Raw genomic sequence first — 19,930 nt, 5'->3', positions numbered from 1 at the left:
CACCCATATCCCCGCTCAGCTCAGATGCTATATCAAAACCGCCGCGCACAGCTCGAATGTAGCTGATCAACGCGATCCTCCATCTTCAATCCTCCATCATCGATTTTTCCGAGCGCAACCGCGCCTACCGGCTCGTCGTCTTCCCCGCCGCCGCCATGGCGGCCTGGTATTCCGGCGTGCCCTTCTGCGGAATGATCCAAAAATAAACCTGTCGCCCGTCGATCGTCAGCGTTTCCTTCGGTTTCCAACTCCCCATATCGAAAGCGTGCGAGACCACGCGCGTGCCAGATTTGAGATCTTCGAGCAGCTTGGGCCGCAATTTCACGTTCAGCGTGCTGAGCAGATACAACGTCACCACGGTGGCATCGCTGATCTTCGACTCGAACAGATCTTGATTGAGAAAGCGCACGCGATCTTCGACGCCGGCTTTCTTGGCGTTGGCCTGGGCTTCGCGCACCCGCTCGGGGTTGATATCGATGCCGACCGCCCGCTCGGCATGGTATTTTTCCACGGCCAATATCGGAATGCGCCCATCGCCCGAGCCAAGGTCATAAACCACGTCGCCCTTGCCGACTTTAGCGACTTTGAGCATGGCCTCGACCACCTCCGTCGGCGTTGGCACGTAGACCACATCCGGCGAACGCAGTTGCGTGGTGCCGCCGCCCGGGTTAGCTTCCTGCGCCCGAGCCGCTGCGCCAACCAAGGCCAAAGACAGGACCAGCACGCATACCGCAATGCTTTTTTTCATACGAGTTGCCTCCTCGATGGGTTTTTCGTGATGTCATCTCAAGCATGATACGTCGGCGCGTAAATGCAAGAACCGCGCGTCGGGTTCAGGCTACGCCGCTCGAAGCCTTCTTGGGTTTTCAGCAGAAATCTGTGCGCCAGCCTGACCCTGGCGACGCAGGACAAGGACGAGATGCCCGAGAACGAGTGGCGGCACCGGCATGGACGATGCCCAGTGCCGCTGCTCCCGAAGCTTCGCCATCGCGTCGCCAATGGGAAACAGCGTGTGGGCGAGCACGCCGAAGACATGGGTCACGTTGCGCGAGATAAGATATTCGACGAGAGCATCTGTGACGGTCTGTTGGGACATGGAGTTCACGTGGCACTGAAAAGCAAGTGAAGCGCGGGTGCGACGCTCGCGACGCAACCATAAGCGGTCGCTGCTCCGGCAAGTGGATTTCGAGGAACGGTGAGCCCTGAATGGTCCCGTAGCGAAGGGTTTGAATTGTTTGAACGGCTCGAACGAATTGCGAGCAGCGACGGCGCCAGCTAACGCAGGATGATTTCAACCCGGCGGTTGCGCGGCTCGGCAACTTCGTCCGCGGTCGGCACCAGCGGTTCGCGCTCGCCGCGCCCCACCGTGCGCTTGAAACTGCTTGGCGCCAGGCCCCGTTGCTGAAGAATATTGAGCACGGCGTCAGCCCGCTGCAAAGAGAGTTTATCGTTGTCCGCGAGGCTGCCGACGCGGTCGGTGTGGCCGGTGATCTCCACCTCGACGGCCACCCGCTTGGCGACTTCCCTGATGATGGTTTCCACATAGGGCTGTGAATCCGCGGTCAGGTTAGTGCCGCCGGTAATGAAATAAAGTGTAAACTTGATCGGTTCGGGCGGCTGCGCAGCGAGCGCCTCGGCAAACATTTTGTTTACTTCATCGAGAGTCATGTCGACTTGCCGCATCGCCCGACGGGTATCGATAATCGCCACCTGCAACGGCTTGTTCAACACAATGGTGTTCCCACCCTCGCCGACAATCACCGAGGTTTCCCGGCCGTCCTTTTCTGGCAGTAGGATGACCGTCGTATTGGTCGCGGTGGTGCAGCCAGCTAGCCACAGCGCACAAACCAAGAGCGCGCTGTAGAGCGCGATCTTGTTGCTGCTTTTTCTGCGGCTGCGTCTCGACATCATGTCACTCTTCAACTTTGACCGCGAGCGTGGTGCCGCGCACCGCGATCACCGTTGTCGGCGTCCTAACCTTCATGGGCTCGCCGGGCTGTTTAGCGATGGTTCCAGAAACGACGTAAAGCGTCCCGCGTTTGATATCGGTCAGAAATACGCCTTCCTGGGTTGTCGGGTCATAGCGGTATTGAGCTATTTCAATGCGTGTGTTGGAGCCGACCGAGAGACGCGAATTGTCGACGAAGGTGATACCCGCGCTGCTATTGGCGCCGGTGGCCAGCACGTCGCCCTGCTGCACCAGGCCGCCCACTGCGGCACGCTGCTGCACGGAGTTTCTGATCAGGTAAACTTCCCCGGAAAGGGATTTGATTTGGCCGATGTCAGCCCACGCAACGGCGCCTGACAAAAGAGCCAGCGAAGCGACAATCGTGGCGAGTACAGCGCGAGCGATGGAACTCATATATGGAACCCCTAACGCCAAGACACGCGCGTGGGGCTCATTCGAAGCTTTCGCGATAGTGATTCTTCTTGTCTTTACCGAATACGCAGAAAAATGTCCACAAAAATTTACGGTATTAAGCAATATTTTTGTGAACGCAGGGACAAGCCGCCATGCAAGAGCAAGCGCTATCTTGATCGCGCGCTCGCGCCCACCGCGCTGCCATGCATGTCGTGGCGCACGCCCACGCGCCGGCCGCAGTAGCGCACTAGCAGCGCACCCACGAAGGTAATCGCAATGATAAAGATACTAATAATGCTGGCCGCCTCACGGTTGCTCACAGCGGTGGCAGACAATTCCAAGGCCATCAGAGATAGCGTCATGGTATCGCGCGATGCCAAAAGAATGATACTGCTGGTCGCGCCGGCGGCGCTGACGAAATTCATCACCGCCAAGAGGATCAATGTCGGCGCCAGCAGCGGCAGCCAAATGCGAAAATAGGTGCGGATCCAGCCCGCGCCGGCGACCCGCGCCGCCTCTTCCATGTCGGCGCCGACCTGAACCAGCACCCCCTTCATGATGTTGACGCCGGTGGTCTTGCCTTGGAGGATCACGACCAGAATCAGCGCCCAGATAGTGCCAAACAGCAAGTTCAAACCCGGCGTGCCGACGAACAGCCAGAGCAGCCCCAGGCCGGCAAGAATGCCGGGAATGGCGCCGCCGCTCCAGATCATCAAGTCCAGCGCATTGCGCCCCGGCAATTTGGTCCGGACGATGATGTAGGCGATCACCGAAAACAGCAACGGACTGCAGAGCGCCGCGGCGCTCGCCAAAACCAACGTCGTGCGCAGCGCTTTGATGAAAACCGGATCGCTTAGCACCAGCCGCCAATGTTCGAAGGTATAGCCGAGCATGAAATAGCCGATGCGCTGCATGAAGCTTCCCAGCACCAGCACCACCAACGGGCCAATCGTAAGCAGCACGAGTAGCGTCGCAATCACCGCGAAGGCGGCATAGTTCCACTTGCCAAGGTCGAGCAAGCCGGGCCGAAAGGCGCCGGTAATGGTCGTGTAGCGGCGCCGGTCGAGAATCCAGCGCTGCAGCGGAATGATCAGCGCAATGATTAACAACGTAATACTCGCGAGCACCGTGGCCTCGCCGTAATTGGGTATGGCATTGCGCGCCAACGCATAGACCTTGGTCGAATAGACGTAAAAGCCAAACGGCACACCGAGCAGATACTCGGTTTCGAAAGATTGAAAGACCCGCAGCAATTGCAGCGCGAAGACCATGATCATCGGCGAGACCATCAGCGGCAAGGTCACCTTGAATAGCGTGCGCAAGTTACTCGCGCCGCCAACCCGCGCCGCCTCCTCGAGGGTCGAGTCCATGTTGCGAAAAGCTGGGGTCATCAGCATGACTTTGATCGAGATGCCGTGGCCCATCAGATTGGCCCAAACTATCCCCGGCACGCTGAAAATATTGAACGGCCCCTGGTCGAGGCCGAAAAGATTCTTCAGGCCGACGTTGATCATGCCGATGTCGGGGTCGAGCAAAGTGATCCAGGCGATCGTCGTCGGCAAGCTCGGCACCATGTAGGAGACCCAGAACAAGAACTCCAACGTGCGGCTGCAGGGAATTTTGGTGCGCGCCAGGAGCCAGGCAATGGCGACCCCGATGGGGAAGCTAATCACCACGGTCAGCGCCCAGATCAATAGCGAATTGCCGAGCGAGCGCAGCAGACCGGGACGTTGAAAACCATTGACCCAGTGGTCGACGCCCCAGCGGCGCGGCTCGACGAACCAGTCGCCGGCGGCGTTGAAGCTGTTGATCAACAGCAGCAGCACCGGCCAGATAAGAATATAGCCAAGCGCCAGCAGCACCACGGCCATGGTGAAATGGCCCTTGGTCAAGGTTGCCACCGGGGCTACTGGCGCAGTGCTAACTTGGTCGAGGGTGGAGCTTGGTGCCATGATCAGACGGATCGGACTGATCCGACGGATCGGTCGGATCTCCGGGCCACTACTTCTGCCGCGACTCCCAGAGCTTGAAGAGCCACTTCTGCACCTCTTCCTGCTTGCCCCCCGTGGCCGGATCCGCATCGGGGAAGGCATACTCTTTGCCAAAGCCGCGGCGCTGCTGCGGTGAGACTTCGCCAAAGGGCACATCGGTGCGCAGCGATGAGCGATCGAGATTGGGAATCAGCGTGTGCGTCAGCGTCTGGCCTTCCTTGCTTAGGAACCAATTGACGAAAAGCTTGGCCGTATTGGGATGCGGCGCATTGGCAAACATCGAGATACAGCAGCCGGAACCCGACGCGCGTAGCACGCCGGCTTTCTTGACCAGAGAGCGCGGTTTGATCGGCAGCCCCTTCTTCGCCAGCCCGACGTACTCCTCGGTGCCAGTAGCGACGAACTGCAGCGGAAAGCGTCCGTTGACGACCCAGGTCTCCAGGATGCGCCGGTCGTCGGTGAAGGTAACGCCGGTATCCATCATGTATTTCTTTACCCAGTCGGGGCCGCGGTCGGGCTCGAAATAGCTGTCGATCATCTGGCGAATGCCGGAAGGATCGCCCAGACCCTGGCCGGCGACCTTGCCTTTCCATTTGGGATCGAACACATCGGTCTGCTTGTTGAGTGTGGCGATTTCCGCTTCTTTGATCTTGTCGGTGTTGTACCAAGTCTCGTATTGGTCTTCTAAGCCGGCATGATAGATCAGCGTGAACTTGCTGAACTTGTCGGCATACATGTGGCGGTTCTTGTACCATTTAGAGAGGTCGGTCACTTCCGGATGAAACAACATCGGCGTGATCGGCACCAGCGATTCGGACGGCACCAGCCGCTGCTGGTTCTCGCGCGAGCTGATCAACGCCACGTCCATGGTGAATTTGCCGGCCTTGCGCTCGGCCAGAACGCGGTTGACGGTGTCCGTTGCATTGCCGGTCGACACTTCAACCTTGACACCAAATTTTTTCGTGAAAGCTTCCACCACCGGCCGATACTGGCGCGACGGCGCGCCGCCGGAAGCGACTGTTACTGTGCCTTCCTGCTGCGCCGCGGCGACCAACTTTGCCCACTCAGCGTCAAAGTTCGCCGGCGCGGCGGCGGCAAAGACGACGCTGCTCGCGAACATTGCCACTATCAAGATTAAAGATCCAACCGATCGGCCTGATCCGTCTGATGACTTTCTCATAACCTCACTCTTCTCTATGCGCCCAGTCCGATGACCATGCGCTATGGCCATCCGGGCGCAGCTTCAACCAAACCTTAATGCCTTCCTCGATCGGTTGGTGGCGTTCGCCATAAATAACCACGCTACCCTGGCCGTCCACCTCCACTTGATACTCGATGCGCTCGCCGACAAAGAGCGCCGCTTGGGCTGTGCCGCCGATCATGCCCGCCGGCACGCTAGCGGCCGTTGCCGGTTGAATCGCGATGTCCTCTGGCCGCACGCCGATGTAGACCGCGGCATTCGCTTGGACACCGTCCGGATTGTAGGTCCGGCCAAAGACGACGCAATCCGGCGCCCCCTCCAACGCAATCGCCATCTGCCCGGAGGGGTTGCTGGTCTGGACTTTCCCTTTGAACAACAAAGTGCGGCCGACAAAATCGCGCACAAACTCATTGGCCGGCTCTTCGTAAAGCAAGCGCGGATCGCCCTGCTGTTGAATCACGCCCTGGTTCATCAACGCGATGCGATTAGACAAACTCAGCGCTTCGATCTGATCATGGGTGACAAACAACATGGCGATGTTGAGACGCTTCTGCAAAAGTTTGACGCTGAGGCGCATCTGCTCGCGCAGCTTGGCGTCCAAGTTGCTGAACGGCTCATCGAGCAGCAAAACCTTGGGCTCCGTGACCAGTGCCCGGGCGAACGCAACCCGCTGCTGCTGCCCGCCGCTCAACAGCGGCCCCTGGCGGTCTTCAAATCCGGTCAAACCGACAAGATCGAGCGCTTTGCGCACCCGATCGCTGATCTCGTGCTTGGGAAAACGCCGCGCCTTTAAAGGGAAGGCGACGTTTTCCGCAACCGTCATGTGCGGCCAGATGGCATAGGACTGAAACACCATGCCGACGTTGCGCTTGTCGGGCGACAAACAGAGCCGCCGCGCGGTCATCACGACCGCTTGCTCGCCGAAAAAAATATCGCCGCCGTCGGGAACTTCCAAACCGGCGACCATCCGCAGCGTGGTGGTCTTGCCGCAACCGCTCGGACCGAGCAGCGTCAGAATTTCGCCATCGCGGATATCGAGGGAGAGATCTTTGACCGCAGGGTGGTTATTGCCGGGATAGGTCTTCCACAGGTTCTTCAAACTGACGGCGACTTTCGCTGCAACAGCGCCATTGGCCGCCTGGGTAGGAGCGCTCTTGCTCATAATCGTGCTGATTCTCTTACACGAAAGTCGGGCAGGACTCTACAGGGGAAAACCGGGCGGGTCTTAGCCGCGCCCCCACGAAGTCGCGATCGTTGCCGTGACGGGTTGGTTGATATAGGGGCAGGTCTCAGACCTGCCCTCCTCTAAAACCCTTTGGCCTCTTCTTTCATGTAGAAGCCAAGCTTTTTCATCGCCGGCCAGTCATCGATGGAGAAAAGAATTGTATCATCGCTCGCGCGGTTCTCATGATGGTGCCAGGTCCAGGCCGGCACAGCGAAGATATCGCCCTTGTGATATTCCAGCCGCTCGCCGTCGATCACCACCGCCCCGGCGCCCTCGAAGGCAAAGTAGAAAGTGGTGCTGTTGTGGCGGTGCGCCAGGGTTTTCTGCTTTTTCGCCAATAGCTGCGCATGCCAGGCGATCGTCGGCAGCGTCGGGCCGCCGTCCACCGGACTGGCGAGCATGATCATCACGCCGTCGTAGGGATCGCTTTCGTTGTTTTCGCGCAGCGCCATCAGCGCGCCGTAGGTGTCCGCCCAGGCGTAGCGCATCGGCGGCAGCGGAAACGGCGCTTCGTTGGCGATCGGCCGTGCCAGACCGAGGGTGCGTTGACCATAGCCAGTGGGCTTTTTCACTTCTTCGTAGGGCGCGTCTTTAGGGAAGCGTTCATTGATGTTGACGTTGGGGTTGTAGCCGTTATCGTAGCCGTCAATCCAGATCGCCGGCGTTTTGTCTTTGTTCCAATGGTCGTGATAGGTCCACGCCGGGCTGATAATCACATCGCCCCGCTCCATCGGATAGGCCTCATACTCGCAGACGAAAACCGCATCCTTCGGCGCCTCGCACACGAGCCGCGTCTCACTGCGCAAGTTGCGATGGCACTGCGTGCGCTCGCCGGGCATGAGAATCTGTGCGTTCATCCAGATAGGAAAGTTCTTCGCCTCGATACCCACCACTGAACGCATGCCGGTCATGCCGTTGGGCCCCACCGTGACGATCTCACCGGAGCGCATCAAGCCGCGATGGATGCCATCCCATTGCCAGTGCGCCGCCGTCTTACCCCCGCGCGGCGTCATGCGCTTGTCGCGCTTTAACCCGGCGCCGACAAGATAGTGCTCGCCGAGAAACCGCTCGAGGTCTTCATGGGTGGTGCCAACGTCGCTCATAGATTTTTCTCCGGTGAGAGCGTTTGGGCAAAGTGATTTCACCACGAAGGCACGAAGAGCACGAAGGTTCGGACAAAAAATTTCTTTGGCTTCACTTCGTATTCTTCGTGTTCGTGGTGAGTCATCTTATTGATCGAGGTGGAAATAGCGCACGCAATTATCCACCAGCATGGCGCGCAGCTCGTTCTCCGGCACGCCGGCGAAATCTTCTTTGAGGTATTTCTGCGAGTTGGGAAAATCGCTGGCGGCGTGGGCGAAGTCGGTGCCCCACATGAGCTTGTCGACGCCGATGCAGTGGCGCCGCTTGATGCCCACCGGGTCGCGCAGAAAGCCCCAGTAGTTGCGATCTTTCAAGTATTCACTGGGCTTGCGATCGAGCTTGTTCAAGCCCCAGGCGTCGTTGATCATGCCCATGTAACGGTCATAGTGATCGTCGACCTGCCACAAGCCGTATTCAAACCAGCCGATCATCGTTTCCGCCCAGTAGATTTCAAGCTTGGGAAAACGATCCCACACGCCGAAGAAAGCCATCTGCAAAGCGGCGGTCATGGCGTCGTTGGTAAAACGCGTAAAAAACTTAAAGGCTTCCTTCTGATGCACATCATGCCCAGGGTCTTTGGGGTACATGTAATCGGGCTGACCTCTACCCGAGCCCATGTTGCCGGTGTTGTGATTGGTGAGCGCCATTTGCATATCGATGGCAGCCGCCCAAAACTTGTCGTCCTCTTTTGTCGGATAGCTCTTGCCGCTCGGATAGCGATCAAGTTTCATCCCCTTCATGCCTAGCTTTTTGCAATGCTCCATCTCTTTGATGGCGTCGTCGACATTGGTCGTCGGCAGCGTGCCCATGCAAACCAGGCGATCCGGCGCCGGCGCGCTATACTCTAGTGCGAGAAACTCATTGTAGGCGCGGATGCAGTCACGATAGAGATCGTCGTCCGGGGTTTGGCGCAGCACGAAAGTGATTTGCGAAAACAAGATCTCGCAATCGATGCCGTCTTGATCCTGTTCCGCCAAACGCTGCTCGGGAGAGCCGGTGCCGGCGCAGGTCTCGAACGTTGGCACCTGCTTGGCGAGATCGATATGGGCGACGCGCACGCTGCGAGTGATGCCGATGGTGTTGGGCTTGCCGCCGTCGATCACCACGGCGTCGGAGCCGTTGTCCATCTTAACGCGCTTGGGCGCGCGATCGCGGAATTGTGCCTGCACGCGATCGCGCCAGATGTCCGGGTTTAGATCGATGTGACCGTCGCCGGAAATGCATTTGTATTGACGAGCCATTGACACAGAGTCCTTTCGTCAGTTCGCTATTGTTGAGATATGCAAGAGCGCCGAAGCTGTCAAGGGAACGGACTCACCACGAAAGCACCAAGGACAGATTAAGAGACAACCACGAAACACACGAAATAAACGAAAAAACAATCGGCCCAGTTTTCCTTTCGTGATTTTCGTGTGTTTCGTGGTTCTTCTCTCCGACCTTCGCGCCCTTCGCGCCTTCGTGGTGAATAAATCCTCAACCGATCGGCACAAACAGTTCTTCCGGCGTCAAGCGCCGCCGTGTCAGTCCTTGCTCATTGCTGTAAAGCGCAAAGCGCTCGATATTTTTGCGGTTGGCCTCCAGGCCGTTGCGCCACGGATCGGTTTTGTAAGCTTCACCCTGCCGCTCCAGCTCGCGCCGGCCCCACATGAGCATCGACCAGTTGGGGTCGACCCAGCGCCGCATGGCGCGCAGCCGTGCCTGCTCGAAAATATCGAACAGTGCCGTTGGCAGCTCAGGATGCTCTTGCGCCAGCTCTTTCTTGAACGCCAGCACGTGCATGATCGGAAAATAGCCTTCTTCTTTGAGATAGCGCTCTTCTTCCGCTTGGGGATTTTCAAACAAGCGCGCCAGGTTGGGATTGCCGTCGCGAAACACTTTCGGCAACCGCGAAACAAACATCGCTTGAATCGTGCCCTCGGAGAACTCTTTCTCGATCTCGTCCATGCTGCCGCGGGTTTCGATTTTCAGATCGTCAGGCAGCTTCACGTCGACCACCTCTTTGCCCGGTGTAACCCAAGTCACGGAGCGGCGATCGACACCATAAAAATGCGTTAGATCGCCCTTGGCACGCACGCCGAGGGTATTTTGGTAGCCGCTCAGCCCGATTCGTTTGCCGGCCAGATCCGACGGCGCACGGATCCCACAGTTAACGTTCCTGTACATTTGCGATTGGCTGAACAAACGGCGTGGGAAAATCGGCACAGCATGCACCGGCATGCCCTGGTCGATGGCAATCAAATAAGAGGAGAACGACAACTCCGCCGCATCGTACTCGAAATGCTGCAGAAACCGCTCGTGCCGCCCCTGTTGCGGGTCGCTTTCGATGTATTGAACGTCCACCAGAGGGTGTTGAATGCACCCTTCCAGCAGCGGCGCGTGCCGATCATAGGAGCCCAGGGCCAGTGTGATTTTGAGTTTGCTCATGCCAAGAGGCTTATCGAATGCGCTACAGCCGGTCAACGACCGGCGCCACTTGTCAGCCCACGCGGCACCGGCTATTTTCCTGGCACCATGAAAGCCCTGGTCTTGCTACCGTCAATATTGATCGCGTTGCTGCTCGGCGCCCCGCAGGCGCACAGTCAGAACGCCAAAGTGCTGGTCTCCGCGCCTTCCAAGTCACTGTCGTGGTTTCCGATTCACTTGGCGCGCGAGAAAGGCTTTTATCGCGCCGAGGGACTCGACGTCGATTATGTGCTGATGAAACCGCAGCTCGCCATGCAAGCGCTGATCACGGCCGACGTCGGCTACACCACCGCGCTGGGCTCGACGATTCGCGCGGCGCTGCGCAACATTCCGTTGCGCGTGGTCATGACCATCGCCGACAAACCGCTGTTCACGCTGATCACAAAGCCAAACATCCAGTCTGTCGAAGAGCTGCGTGGCAAGACCCTTGGCATTTCATCCTTCGGCGCCAGCTCCGACACCTATGCGCGCGCCCTGCTGCGCCGATATCGGTTGAACCCAAACCAGGACGTCAAGATTCTCGCGCTTGGCGGCGGCGCCAATCGGATTGCCGCCATGGAGACCGGCGCCATCGACGGCGCGCTGATCGAGGCGCCGTACAATGTCATGCTTGAACGGAAAGGCTTTAGGAAGATTCTTTTTGTCGGCGATTTGATTCCTTCGCCGCTGGCGGGCTTTGGCACCCGCTTAGAAAAGATCCAGAAGCAGCCCGATGAAATTCACCGTCTGGTGCGTGCGACGCTGCGCGGCGTGCAATTCGCCAAAGCCAACAAGCAGGAAACCCTGCGCTCGATCGTCAAATGGACCGAGATGGACGGGGCGCTGGCGGACGGCAGCTATGAGCTGGCGGCGTCGAGCTGGTCCAATACTGGTGCGGCCAACCCGCAGGGAATTCAAATTGCTATGGAAGAGATCAAAGCAGAAATGAAGTTAGAGGCCCTGCCCGACTCGGGCAGGGTATTCGATTGGAGCTTTGTCCAGCGCTAGCAGTCTAAGAATCGATCTGTTTGATTTTCTTGAGCAGTTCTTGCACGGATGAGCGCGAGATGATGCGCTGAAACTGCTCGCGAAAGTTTCTTACTAGACTCACCGAGTCGATCGACATATCAAAGACTTTCCATTGGCCATTAACGTTATGTAGCACATAATCGATCGGTGTTTCTCCCCCGCCGCCGCTCACCACCTTAGTCTCGACGCTCACCTGCTTGCCGTTCTGGGTTTCCCGCTGCCAGACGATTTTTTCGTCGCCGTTGCTGCGCACGGTCTTGCCGTAGTTGACCAGCAACCGCTGCGTGAAGGCATCGACAAACTCCTTTTGTTCGCTCTGGTTCAGCGACTTCCAATGCCCGCCCAGAGCAAGCTGGGTCATTTCGACGAAGTCGAAGCGCTCGAAAATCAGTTTAAGTGCCTTCTCCGGGAGACCGGTCGCGCGCAACTCCGACACCGGCGTTTTGACCATGATAGCGACAAACTCATTGATCGTGGTGCTCAACTGTTTGGTCGCTTCACCAGTCGCAAGAACCGCGCGCGGTGCAGCGATGACGCACAGGACAAAAACCACGGCCAAGGCTCTTCCAATTGAGCGCATAATCACCCCGGTTAGATAAATAGTTTATGTATTAACTATTATCTTAGACGCCGGCTCTATGCAAAGCCCACAAAAAAACTCGCAATCTGGTTTGCAAAAAACCCCCAACTCGCTTGTCTCTTTGCGCGGCTTTCCTTAATATTTTCAACTAACTAAATCTGGGAGCTTAACTTGTGTATTACTTCGCTTACGGTTCCAACATGGACTGGCCACAGATGCAGCGGCGCTGCCCATCGGCGCAGTTCGTCTGTGTCGCGCGCCTGCCGGCTTACCGTTTTGCCATCGCGCGCCATTCACGGCTGCGCCATTGCGGCACGGCCAATATCTATCCGAAAGCCGGCAGCGACGTTTGGGGTGTGGTCTACGACGTCAGCGACACCGATCTGATCATCATGGACGGCTTTGAGGACGGCTACGCGCGCGCCTTTGTCGATGTCTATGCGATTAACGACGGCAAAGCGCCGCGTCGCGCGCTGGTTTACATCGCCCCGAAGGAAGAAGACGTGCCTTTGCCCAATGCTGAGTACAAACGACTGATGGTCGCGGGTGCGCGCCACTGGCAGTTGCCACAGGACTATCAAACCATGCTGCAAGCGATCGCAGCGGCGGCGGCTTGAGTTGTCGATGGGCGGCGCGCATACTAAATGGACTCCTCCAGCTCCGATGGCTGAAGGCTGAAGCTTTTTACCGGCATGGCAAGCGAAGCCGAACACTCTACGGCCGTTTCCACCACTCCGCCAAAGCGCCGCTGGCGCTGGCGACGCCTTGCTCTTTGGTTCGTCTCGATCGTCGCTGGCTTCGGCCTGTTAGGCTTCTTCGTCGCACCGCCGCTGTTGCGCAGCCAACTGACGACTCAGCTTTCCAAGCAACTGCGCCGGCCAGTTGCCATTGAACACATTCAAATCAATCCTTACACCATGACCGCAACCGTGCGCGGCCTGGCCGTAAAAGAACGCCAGGGCGATCAGACCGCGCTGTCGTTGGGTGAGTTGTTCGCCAATCTCGAACTCCAATCGTTGTTTCGCCTCGCCCCCGTGCTGAAAGAATTGCGCTTGGTAAAACCCTATGTGCGCTTGGTGCGCAACGAGAACGGCTCTTACAATTTTCAAGATCTCATCGACGAATTCATGGCCGCGCCTGCCGGCCCGACACCGCGCTTTGCGATTTACAACATAAAGATCAGCGACGGTGCGATCGATTTCGACGACCGGCCCAAGCAAGCCAAGCACAAAGTCAGCGCGGTCAACATCGGCGTGCCGTTTGTTTCCAGCATCGCCTCGCAGAGTGAAACAAAAGTTCAGCCGTCGTTTTCGGCGCTGGTCAACGGCTCTCCGGTAACGCTCGGCGGCGAGACCCAGCCTTTCAGAGATTCTCTCGCAAGCAAATTCCAGATCACCATCGACAAGCTCAGCATTCCTAAATATCTGGAATACTCCCCAGTCAAATTGAATTTCATTGCGCCCTTGGGCCAGATCGATGGCACCGTTACGATCTCTTTCCACACTCCCAAGGGTCAACCCACCACGCTGGCTTTAAGCGGCAACTTGGCGGTGAAAGAATTGGCGGTGCAGCAAAAAGATGCGACTGCGTTATTGGCATTGCCGGCTCTGGAAGCCCAGCTCGACGCATTGGAGCTGCCGGCCCGCAAAGCCAAACTCACGTCAGTGAAATTGCGCGGCACCGAGCTGCACCTGCGGCGCGGCCGCGACGGCAAGCTCAACCTAGAAAGCTTGGTCGGGCAGTCGGAAAAACCCGCAGCGGCCGAGCAGCCTCAGGCCGCTGGCGGCGCGCCGTTCGTGTATCAAATCGACGACGTCACCTTGGAGTCGGCAAAAATTCATTTCATCGATCAAGTGCCCGAGCGCGGCTATCAGACTCGTTTCGACAACCTAAACTTAAACGTCAAAGGGCTCACCAACGAAGCCGGTAAGAAAGCCACCGTCGATTTAACGTTTGAATCGCCGCAACAGGAGCGCTTCAAACACACCGGTTCGGCGCAGCTCGCGCCGCTTTTGGTGGAAGGGAAATTAGAAGTCACCGGCCTGCGCCCTGCCGCGCTGAGACCATACTACGAGAAGACTCTCGCAGCGGAAATCAAAGAAGGTCTGGTCGACCTGGTCGCTGCCTACTCCCTCGAAACCAAAGCCGAGAAGAGCCTATTCAAGCTCCCTGAGGTCAGCGCCACGGTGCGCAACCTGCGCATCGACGAGCCGGGCCGGCGCGAACCGCTGTGGAGCGTGCCGCTCTTCGCCGTCAGCGAAGTCAACGTCGACCTCGAAGGCAAGAGCATCGCCATTGGCAAAGTCGAAGGCAGCGGCGGCAGCGGCTACGCCCAGCGCAACGCCGACGGCAGCTTGAACTACGACAAACTGATCAAATCAGCGCCGGCCGAGAAAGGAGCAAAGCCGGTCAGAAAAGCTGACAGTGACGCATGGAAGATCGTCGCCAAGCAGATCGCTCTCGATCGGTTCCGGGTCAACTTCGAAGACCGCGCCCCGGCAGCGCCGGTCAAAGTCAATCTATCCGAGTTCTCACTGCGCTTGGAAAACTTTTCCAATGCAAAAAATCACCGGAGCAAAACCACGCTGCAAACGCGCATCAACAATAAAGGCTCCTTGCGCCTCACCGGCAGCGCTGGTTTCAATCCGCCGGTGGCCAACTTCGCCGTCACCGGCCGAGACGTCGACCTGCTGCCATTTCAACCCTATTTGGAAGATCAGGTCTTGTTTCTGCTCACCAGCGGGCAGATCGGCACCGAGGGCAAGCTCGTCTTCGACGCGACCAGCAGCGGTCCGGCAAAGGTCAACTACGAAGGGACGCTACAGGTCGCCGACTTCGCCACCGTCGAAAAGAGCAGCGCCCAGGATCTACTGAAATGGAAGTCGCTGGCGCTCAACGGCATTCAGTTTTCCCTCGAACCGATGCAGCCGCGCGTTGGCGAGATCAACCTCAGCGATTTTTATTCGCGGCTGATTCTTGCCGCCGACGGCAAGATCAACCTGCAGAACTTGGTGAAGCCGGGCGACAAAAAAGACGAGCCGGTCAAAAACGCCGCCGACACGACCACCGCAACATCCGCGGCCGGCGACGCTGCGATCACCATCGGCAAGATCAACCTGCAAGGCGGCAACGTCAACTTTAGCGACTTTTTCATCAAACCCAATTACACCGCCAATCTCACCAGCGTGCAGGGCACGATTTCCGAGCTCAAGCCGGAAACGCCCGGCGATTTGGAGATCGTCGCCAAGCTAGACAACGCCGCGCCTGTCGACATCCGCGGCAAGATCAATCCCTTGACGAAAAATTTGTTCATGGATATCGTCGCCGATGCCCGGGAAGTCGACCTGCCGCCGTTTTCCCCCTATTCCGGCAAATACGTCGGCTACGGCATCGAGCGCGGCAAACTCTCGTTCAACGTCAAATACAAAATTGCCGACCGCAAGCTCGAAGCCGAAAACAAAATCATCCTGAACCAACTCACCTTCGGCGAGCGCGTCGAGAGCCCGGAGGCCACCAAGCTGCCGGTGCTGCTCGCGGTCGCACTGCTCAAAGACCGCAATGGCGTCATCGACATCAATCTGCCCATTGGTGGCTCCCTCGACGATCCCAAGTTCAGCGTCGGCGGCATCATCTGGCAGATCATCGTCAATATATTAGTCAAAGCGGTGACCTCGCCGTTCGCAATGCTCGGCGCCGCGTTCGGCGGCGGCAGCGGCGAAGAGTTGAGCTACATCGAATTCGACTACGGCCGCGCCGCCGTGCCGCAAAGCGGCGAAGCCAAGATCAAAAATTTGGTCGCAGCGATGAATAACCGCCCCGTGGTAAAACTAGAGATCAGCGGCCGCGTCGATCCCCTGGCCGACCTCGACGGCATCAAAAAAGTCGCCATCGAAAGAAAAGTAAAGGCGCAAAAGTTGAAAGAGTTGCTGCGCCAAGGCAACGCTCCGGCGTCGGTCGATGAGGTGCAGATCGAAAAAGATGAATATGAAAAATATTTAAAGCTCGCCTACGGCGACGAGAGTTTTCCCAAGCCGCGCAACATCGTCGGCCTCGCCAAGGATTTGCCCGTGGCCGAGATGGAAGAACTGATGAACAAAAATACCAAAGTGAGCGACGACGATCTGCGCGAGCTCGCCAATCGCCGCGCTCAGGCCGTGCGCGACCGCGTCCTCGCCGCCGACCAGATTACCGCGGACCGTCTGTTTATCGTCGCCGCCAAGCCAAACTCCGAAAGCGACAAAGAAAAAGCCAAGCTAAAAACGAGTCGTGTAGATTTCTCGCTGAGATAGTTTTCCTAATTCTGTTTTGCGTTCTTCGCGGTTAAATAATCCGAGCACGCGCGCGATGTTGTGCAACCGGTTCGTTTGATATAGGTTGCCCCTAAGCCAGGAGACAAGTTAATGAGCCAACCCAAGAAGTCCACCGCTCCCAAAGTCACGATCATCGCAAGCAAAGGCGCCAACCAGGCGATCAATTACCTTCTCGAAGACCGCGACGAGCTCGATTGGCTGGTCGCCATCGGCCGCAACAAAAAAGGCGACATTTTTTTCTACGACACCGGCGGCGACATCGTGCAGGATCTCGGCGCCATCGAATACATCAAAGAACGCATTCTGCGCGATTACTTCGGCGAGACCGACGAATAACGCAGCAGCGCCGCCACCCGATTAGAGCGGTATCTTCGGTTTAAAGCGCAGCGGCGGCGCTCCTTCCGGCAAGAAATCCTCGATTCTAATTGTTTCCCAACCCACAGGTTTCAATCTTTCAAATTCGCTGCGCCGCTTCGCGTCGCACTCCGGCGGCTTGGTCGCGTCGATGATCATTTTACCGCCGATGCGATGCCAGCCCGGCGCGCCGGGAGAGCCGAACTCGGGGCAGGACGGATCCATGGCGTGAATTTTTGCGCCGTTGATCACGACGATATCTTCCGACGGATTGACCCGCGTATTGATCGCCCACAAAATTTCCGCGTAATTGAAAATATCGACATCCGGATCGACGGCAATGGCGATCTTGGGATGCTGATATTCACTCGACAACACCGACATCAAAACGTTGCGCGCTTCGCCGTAGTAGCGCGGGTTCATCTGCACCACCACACCGAAGATTCCCGGCATGACCAAGACGTTTTTGACATCCGCCAAGCCGCCGACGTTGCGCGCCCGGCGCAGCATCTGCGCCGACATGGGAACTTTGTGGTAAACGCAGCCTTCGACTTCGGTGCCGTTTTGAATGTTTTTAAAAATCGCATCGCGCCGCATGGTGATCGCTTTGATGTTAACGATGGGGTTCATGCCGGAACCGGTCAAATAATAATCTTGAAATTCACTGAAAGGCCCTTCGGGCTCGCGCACCTTCGGCGGGATCTCGCCTTCGAGAATGATTTCGGCAAAGGCCGGAACTTCTAAATCCACCGTCCGGCACTTCACCAACTCGACGTCTTCCTGCAACAACGCGGAGGCGATTTCCAATTCGTCAACTCCGTACTGCGTCGTCGTCGCCGCCGCCATGTAATACATCGGATGGTGGCCGATCATGATCGCCACCGGCATCGGTTTGTTCTCCGCTTCGTACATCTGATAGTTGGCCCAGGCGTGGCGCGGGTAAAGTAAAATGCCGGTCTTGTTCGGCCCCTTCATCTGCAAACGGTGAAAGCTCAAGTTACGCCGCCCAGTTTCGGGATTTTTCGTGATCATCAAGCCCGAGCCGATAAACGGCCCGCCGTCGCGAATGCCAGCCTGATGGATCGGCATCTTGGTGATATCGACTTCGTCGCCGAGCAAGACTCTATCCTGCACCGGCCCGGTCTCGACCAAACGCGTGCGGCCCAATTTCTCGGTGCGCCGAACAAACTCCGGCACCATTTCGTCGCGCTCGGTGCCAAAGGCCACCGGCGCCAGCGAAACATCGCCCGGTGCCTGGCCCAGACAGCGCCAACCAGGATAACCGGGCAGATTCTCAAACAACAACCCGCGATCGCGCGCCTGCCACAAGAGCGCCCCCATCTGCGTGCGCGGGTCCACCGGTTTCGCAATCCGCGCTAGCAGGCCAGCTTTCTCTAACTGATCAATCCACGAACGCATGTCTTGAGACATGAATTATCTCCGCAGGGATGAAATGACTTGTGATATCACAAAACCAATTCAGCCGCTTGTTTTTTCGCGAAGGTTGTGACCGCCAACGACGCGGCGATCTTATCCGCCAGCACTTGCGCCTCTTGGCGCCAGTTAGTTTTGTAACCGCGGCTGTTATCACCAAACTCAAAAGAGACATCCACATAACGAGTTGTCGATCGGCCGTTTTCCGGCGGCCACTCATTGGCACTAGTAAACCACAGCGCCAACGACCATCCCCGATAAAGCTCGCCCAGTGTTTGGATAAGCTCAGCCATTGCTTCCCTGGGACCCCTTATTGAACGTCAAATTGAAACCCAGGATAGTACGGGTTTCCCTTGAATTGCACCGAGAAAATGCGCCCGTCTTTCTTCGAGCGATGCGTGAGCTGTTTGCGATTGCATGCCTCAGAGTCGGCTAATCGTTCTGGGATCACCGACCTTTGTGCCTTCTTGATCGTCATCTTTTACTCAATCATGCCCTGCATTGAGATACCCAAGGTCAAGGACAACGGCAACGATACGACTATAGCATGCACTCCAACATAACGTGACAGTGTGAACGAACCGATTCATTTGACTCACCATTCGAATTCCCCTACTGATCATCCCATGCCCTCGGTGCTTACCATGTTCGGGCTCGGCGGTTTGCCGCGCGACAAGTCGCGGGCGCTGTACATCGTCATGGCAGCCAGCGTCGGGCTGACCATGGGTGTTAACTTCATTCAGCCGGTGTTGCCGGCGTTGATCCAACCGTTTGGTATCAGCGATTCCGCGCTTGGGTTAATCATGACGGCGCTCGCCGGGCCGGCGATATTTCTCTCGCCGATTTTCGGCGTGATCGCCGATTTGCGCGGCCGCCGGCTTTTGATGGGTGTGGGACTGATTGCTTATGGCATCTGCGGCGCGGCCATGGCTTTCGCACCCAACTTCACTTGGCTGCTAGTTTTTCGTGTGCTGCAGGGCGTGGCCTTTGCCGCCGTGACGCCGCTGACGATTGTGTTGATTGGCGATCTGCTCGAAGGCGACAACGAAATCGGCGGGCAGGGATTAAAAGTATTTCTCGATCGGGTCGGCTACATGCTGCTGCCGCCGCTGGGCGGTTTTCTCGCCACCTTCGCTTGGTACTGGCCGTTCGCTTTTTATTTTTTCACCGTACCGCTTGGCGTCGCTGCGCTTGTCTGGATGCCGGAGACCAAGGGAAAAACTAAAGGCGGCACTAAAGCCTACCTGGGCGACATCCTCCGGCTGACGCGCCATCCCAAGCTGATGGTTGCCTTCTCCGCCGGCTTCCTGCGCTTTTTTCTCGACTACGGTTTTCTCACCTATTTTCCGTTGTTTCTCGTACGCACCCACGGCGTCTCGACGGCAACGGCCGGTTTGCTTTACGTGTTTTTCGCCATCGGCGCCATGATCACATCGAGTCAGGCCGGCCGCATCGCCGCGGGTAGAGACAAGGCGACTTTGCTGTTCATCGCCTTTATCATCAGTGGCCTTTCGATCATTGCCGTTCCATTCATTCCCAATGTCTGGCTGATGGGTTCGTCATTGCTGTTCTACGGCCTAGCCAACGGCGTCATTTCACCGATGCAAAAGAGCCTGCTCACCCAAAACGCTCCGGCTGAGCTGCGCGCCGGCATCGTGTCCGTCGACCGTTTGATTCAGCAGATTTCTAAAACCACGTCGACATCGATTGTCGGCTTGCTGTTGGTCAGCGCCGACCTGCCGACGATCTTCTGGTTGATCGGGATTCTTTCGCTGGTCAGCGTAGGATTGATGGCACTGCTGCTGCCGCGGGCGAACCAACGCCCGGTGGCGGCAGCGTCCTAAAAACGAAGGCCGTTT

The 19,930-nt window shown here is 57.5% G+C and carries 17 protein-coding genes and 1 pseudogene; 5 read left to right on the top strand and 13 right to left on the bottom strand.

All coding sequences use genetic code 11. From position 1 onward, the window contains the following. Positions 1 to 124: 124 nt before the first annotated feature. The 10 genes and pseudogenes from FJ145_06255 to FJ145_06210 form a co-directional block, all read right to left on the bottom strand. Entirely contained in the window at positions 125 to 748 is a 624-nt protein-coding gene (locus FJ145_06255; protein ID MBM4261032.1) for a methyltransferase domain-containing protein, read from the bottom strand. Between the two features lie 90 nt (positions 749 to 838). Further along, positions 839 to 1,096: a hypothetical protein gene (locus FJ145_06250; protein ID MBM4261031.1), complete on the bottom strand. Its 258-nt coding sequence runs from the start codon at positions 1,094 to 1,096 to the stop codon at positions 839 to 841. A 179-nt stretch (positions 1,097 to 1,275) separates the two neighbouring features. Next, positions 1,276 to 1,911, bottom strand: coding sequence for an OmpA family protein (locus tag FJ145_06245; GenBank protein ID MBM4261030.1), 636 nt, complete (start codon positions 1,909 to 1,911; stop codon positions 1,276 to 1,278). A 1-nt stretch (position 1,912) separates the two neighbouring features. Continuing rightward, entirely contained in the window at positions 1,913 to 2,362 is a 450-nt protein-coding gene (locus FJ145_06240) for a FecR domain-containing protein (protein MBM4261029.1), read from the bottom strand. A gap of 167 nt (positions 2,363 to 2,529) precedes the next feature. Further along, on the bottom strand, positions 2,530 to 4,509 hold the full coding sequence (locus FJ145_06235) for an iron ABC transporter permease (protein ID MBM4261028.1): 1,980 nt from the start codon (positions 4,507 to 4,509) through the stop codon (positions 2,530 to 2,532). Continuing rightward, on the bottom strand, positions 4,364 to 5,584 hold the full coding sequence (locus tag FJ145_06230) for an extracellular solute-binding protein (protein ID MBM4261027.1): 1,221 nt from the start codon (positions 5,582 to 5,584) through the stop codon (positions 4,364 to 4,366). Before FJ145_06230 ends, FJ145_06235 begins: the two co-directional genes overlap by 146 nt. A 355-nt stretch (positions 5,585 to 5,939) precedes the next feature. Then, positions 5,940 to 6,716 (bottom strand): annotated as a pseudogene (locus FJ145_06225) (ABC transporter ATP-binding protein). A 143-nt stretch (positions 6,717 to 6,859) separates the two neighbouring features. Continuing rightward, positions 6,860 to 7,882 carry a cupin domain-containing protein gene (locus tag FJ145_06220; protein ID MBM4261026.1) on the bottom strand — a complete coding sequence of 341 codons (1,023 nt, stop codon included), beginning with the start codon at positions 7,880 to 7,882 and terminating at the stop codon, positions 6,860 to 6,862. Between the two features lie 126 nt (positions 7,883 to 8,008). After that, positions 8,009 to 9,163: a hypothetical protein gene (locus FJ145_06215; GenBank protein ID MBM4261025.1), complete on the bottom strand. Its 1,155-nt coding sequence runs from the start codon at positions 9,161 to 9,163 to the stop codon at positions 8,009 to 8,011. 232 nt (positions 9,164 to 9,395) lie between these two features. After that, a complete protein-coding gene (locus tag FJ145_06210; protein MBM4261024.1) occupies positions 9,396 to 10,139 on the bottom strand; it encodes a hypothetical protein in 744 nt (247 codons plus the stop codon). On the opposite strand from FJ145_06210, the gene FJ145_06205 reads away from it, so the two are divergent. After that, positions 10,128 to 11,372: an ABC transporter substrate-binding protein gene (locus FJ145_06205; protein MBM4261023.1), complete on the top strand. Its 1,245-nt coding sequence runs from the start codon at positions 10,128 to 10,130 to the stop codon at positions 11,370 to 11,372. The genes FJ145_06210 and FJ145_06205 overlap by 12 nt on opposite strands. A gap of 4 nt (positions 11,373 to 11,376) precedes the next feature. Here FJ145_06205 and FJ145_06200 read toward each other — a convergent pair whose 3' ends face one another. Then, positions 11,377 to 11,973: an ABC transporter substrate-binding protein gene (locus tag FJ145_06200; GenBank protein ID MBM4261022.1), complete on the bottom strand. Its 597-nt coding sequence runs from the start codon at positions 11,971 to 11,973 to the stop codon at positions 11,377 to 11,379. 173 nt (positions 11,974 to 12,146) lie between these two features. On the opposite strand from FJ145_06200, the gene FJ145_06195 reads away from it, so the two are divergent. The 3 genes from FJ145_06195 to FJ145_06185 all read left to right on the top strand — a co-directional run bounded on the left by FJ145_06195 (position 12,147) and on the right by FJ145_06185 (position 16,619). After that, positions 12,147 to 12,590 (top strand): gamma-glutamylcyclotransferase, encoded by a 444-nt coding sequence (locus tag FJ145_06195; GenBank protein MBM4261021.1) that lies wholly within the window; start codon positions 12,147 to 12,149, stop codon positions 12,588 to 12,590. 75 nt (positions 12,591 to 12,665) lie between these two features. After that, complete coding sequence (locus FJ145_06190) at positions 12,666 to 16,262, top strand: DUF748 domain-containing protein (protein ID MBM4261020.1); 3,597 nt, start codon at positions 12,666 to 12,668, stop codon at positions 16,260 to 16,262. Between the two features lie 111 nt (positions 16,263 to 16,373). Further along, the gene (locus tag FJ145_06185; protein MBM4261019.1) at positions 16,374 to 16,619 is read left to right on the top strand and encodes a hypothetical protein; all 246 of its coding nucleotides are present in this window, start codon (positions 16,374 to 16,376) and stop codon (positions 16,617 to 16,619) included. 21 nt (positions 16,620 to 16,640) lie between these two features. Here the strand turns inward: FJ145_06185 and FJ145_06180 are convergent, their stop codons facing one another. Next, on the bottom strand, positions 16,641 to 18,068 hold the full coding sequence (locus FJ145_06180; protein ID MBM4261018.1) for a UbiD family decarboxylase: 1,428 nt from the start codon (positions 18,066 to 18,068) through the stop codon (positions 16,641 to 16,643). A gap of 35 nt (positions 18,069 to 18,103) precedes the next feature. Continuing rightward, complete coding sequence (locus tag FJ145_06175; protein ID MBM4261017.1) at positions 18,104 to 18,364, bottom strand: hypothetical protein; 261 nt, start codon at positions 18,362 to 18,364, stop codon at positions 18,104 to 18,106. Positions 18,365 to 18,697: 333 nt separating this feature from the next. Here FJ145_06175 and FJ145_06170 point away from each other — a divergent pair, with 333 nt between their 5' ends. After that, positions 18,698 to 19,915: an MFS transporter gene (locus tag FJ145_06170; GenBank protein ID MBM4261016.1), complete on the top strand. Its 1,218-nt coding sequence runs from the start codon at positions 18,698 to 18,700 to the stop codon at positions 19,913 to 19,915. The last annotated feature ends 15 nt before the right edge of the window (positions 19,916 to 19,930 follow it).

The sequence above is a fragment of the Deltaproteobacteria bacterium genome, from assembly GCA_016874755.1.
GTDB lineage: Bacteria > Desulfobacterota > Binatia > UBA9968 > UBA9968 > DP-20.
This window is presented reverse-complemented; position numbering and strand designations above follow the sequence as displayed.